Raw genomic sequence first — 3,082 nt, forward strand, 5'->3', positions numbered from 1 at the left:
TTTCTTTAGCTAATGCTTTTTTGATGCTTTCATCACTGAATGGTTTCGTTTTGTTTTCGTTGTGAATCAAATTCATAATTCTATCTTTGATTTGTTCAGATGTGGTTTCTTTAAATCCTGTATGACAGAATAAATGCTTGATTGGATAGTATTTATTGTTGAATTCAAAACCTTTTTGATTGATCGCTCTCGAAATAGTAGAGGCATGTAATCCACATTCTTTGGCTACCATTTCTAGAGTACAATAATTCAATGGACTATTTGAGATGAAGAAATCTTTTTGAATATGACACAGTGTATCCATGATTTGCAGTAGTGTCATATTTCTTTTTTGAACTGTATTAAGCAGTTGCTTAGCCTCGTTTCTAAGTGATCTTAATTCCTTAGTAAGATGATTCATATCATCAAATTGAATGGAATAGTTCTGGTTGATCCATTCAAAATGAAATTCATCATCATATATAACTTTGATTTCTGCTTGTAAGACGGGCGCATCTGTAGAATAGTTTGCGGCAGGCTTAGGATTAAGGGTTTGAATGAAATGAAATCCTTCTTCAAGTTCATCCAGTGTGAGCTCAGTTTTATGTATAATTTCATCATAATTGTGGGATGCAAGCTCTTCAAGAAAATCACATAAAATAGTCCCTGTTTCACTAGCGGGGTTTTCACTAAGTTCACATTGTACTTTTAATGATTCTTTTAAATTTCTACAAAAACATCCATATGGCTCTGTTCTTTGAAGAATGTAGATGGCCTGTTGTAGTTGTTTTTCGGAATAGCTAGCAAGGAATGGAGTCGTTTTGAAGTAACCGTTGGAATCTAAAAGGCTAATTAAATATTGATATAAATCTTCAGGTATTGTTTGATTTGTACTTTTAAGTTCAGCTTCAATTTTGTCATATAAACTTTGTGTAGTATGATCATACTCAAGGAATGCATCTGCGTCAGCAGTATATGTTAGAAATGGGTTTGTCTGTGCTTGCTTGTATAAGTATTCCTTTAAGCTTTTAGCATTATAGGATAGTATTTTAAGACTTTGTTCCTTTTGCGAATTAAAGGTTTGTTTAATTTTAAGTTCTGGTTTGATTGTGATATTTTGCTTCATGGATAAACTATATCATTCTTTTAAAAAAGTTGATAGAATTAAAGATAATAGTAATGAAAGGACGGATATTGATATGCGTGCAAAAATAGAATTGATTCGTGTTGATAATCGATTGGTTCATGGTCAAGTTGGGGTAACTTGGGTCAATGCGTTGAACATAGATACAATTGTAGTGGTAGATGATGAGACGGCTATCAACGTATTTTCACAAAAAATGATGAAGACGATTGCGAAAGCTAGCAATGTGGATATTCGTTTTTATTCGATTGCGGGCTTCATGCAGGTCTTGCGACATAATGAAAGTAGTCAAAGATTGTTTGTGGTTGTAAGAGATATTCAAACGGTTTATGAAATGTTTAAAAATGGGTTAACTCCACAAACTGTGAATATAGGTAATATTCATTATGGAAGAGGAAGAGTCCCCTTTAATAAAAAAATGTATGTGTCCGAAGTGGATGTAGATGAAATCAATGAATTAATAGATCAAGGTTTTAATCTTTATTATCAAGATGTGCCGGGAACTTTAGATGAAGTGATCGACAAGATTGATTTTGAGCGATTGAAAAGGGTGAGAAAATGACAAGTAAACAATTGGTGTACGAGGAAATTAAACGGCGTACTTTAGAAAATAATATTGAGGAAAATGAAATATTTACGGCGAACGATTTAGCAACTTCTTTGAATTTGAGTCGAAATACAGTTTCGCAATATTTAAATGAAGGATTAAAAGATGAATCTATTGTAAAGGTGAATTCACGTCCCGTATACTTCTTTGATAAATCAGCTTTGATCAAGAAATGGAATGTTCGTTTTATGGGAAATGAATTTGCGTCTTTTGATTTATTGATGGCACAAAAGGAACATGATTTTGATCAATTGATTGGATATAATGGTTCCTTATCTTCGATTGTTGAACAGTGTAAAGCAGCCATGTGTTATCCGGATAATGGTTTACCTATTATGATTTATGGCCCCACTGGAACAGGTAAGACTTTGTTGGCGAATACGATGTACGACTATGCCTTGCATCAAGGTGTGATTGAATCAAATTCACGCTTTGTTTCGGTAAATTGCTCAGAATATGCGAATAACCCAGAATTATTAACTTCTAATCTTTTTGGACATGTTAAGGGGGCCTATACTTCGGCTGAAGAAGATCAAGATGGATTAATCAGTCTTGCGAATGGTGGTGTACTTTTTTTGGATGAGGTTCATTGCTTAAAGGCGGAATGCCAGGAAAAGTTGTTTCAATTCATGGATAAGGGTATTTATCATAAAGTAGGGGATAATGATAAGTGGTATAAGTCAAAGTGTCGTTTGATTTTTGCAACAACAGAAAATCCTCAGGATGCCTTGTTAAAGACATTGCTTCGAAGAATTCCAATCACAGTGAGTGTTCCTTCATTAAAGGATCGCCCATTATTGGAAAAAAGAGAGTTGATTTATCGCTTACTTGAACAGGAAGAGTCAAAGCTTGGAAAAGATATGTATATTTCAAATCTAGCTTATTCAACTTTTCTTGATTATGAGTTTAAGGGAAATATTGGTGAACTAAAAAACACCATTAAGGCGACTTGTGCAAAGGGATTGTTGAATCAGTCCTCTGATACTTTACAGATTCATTTGTTGGATCTTCCATCCTATTTTTTTGAAACAATCAAATCAATGCAGTTAAAGACGCATTCACGAGATAATGAGACTTTATTTTCTATACATGATTTAAAAGGAGAGTTAAAGCCGGTCATTCCTCTATTACAGTTTTATGCGAAATTATTGAATGCATTTGAAGGGGAAGAAGATTTTTCTAAGGTTGTTGATCAAAGTAAAGTATTATATAAAATTATATATGTCTTTTTGACTATCTTTTTATATCTTCTCAAATGTCCGCAAAGCCTTATTTTATCGGCTCTACGGGCATTTTGCTTTTGTGGTAAACCTCGCATATCTAGGTCTATCTTCTTATATTTTCCCTGTCAA

General features: G+C 33.5%; 3 protein-coding genes. 2 read left to right on the forward strand and 1 reads right to left on the reverse strand.

Going from position 1 to position 3,082, the window contains the following annotated elements; genetic code table 11:
* On the reverse strand, nt 1-1,105 hold a 1,105-nt coding region (locus tag ACZQCL_RS08040), incomplete at its 3' end, for an RNA polymerase factor sigma-54 (protein ID WP_482482672.1).
* 73 nt (nt 1,106-1,178) lie between these two features.
* Here ACZQCL_RS08040 and ACZQCL_RS08045 point away from each other — a divergent pair.
* The gene (locus tag ACZQCL_RS08045; protein ID WP_482482674.1) at nt 1,179-1,685 is read left to right on the forward strand and encodes a PTS sugar transporter subunit IIB; all 507 of its coding nucleotides are present in this window, start codon (nt 1,179-1,181) and stop codon (nt 1,683-1,685) included.
* Nucleotides 1,682-3,082: sigma 54-interacting transcriptional regulator (locus ACZQCL_RS08050; protein ID WP_482482676.1), on the forward strand; the 1,401-nt coding region annotated here is incomplete at its 3' end. The genes ACZQCL_RS08045 and ACZQCL_RS08050, both read left to right, overlap by 4 nt.

It is taken from the genome of Holdemanella sp. (genome assembly GCF_056804935.1).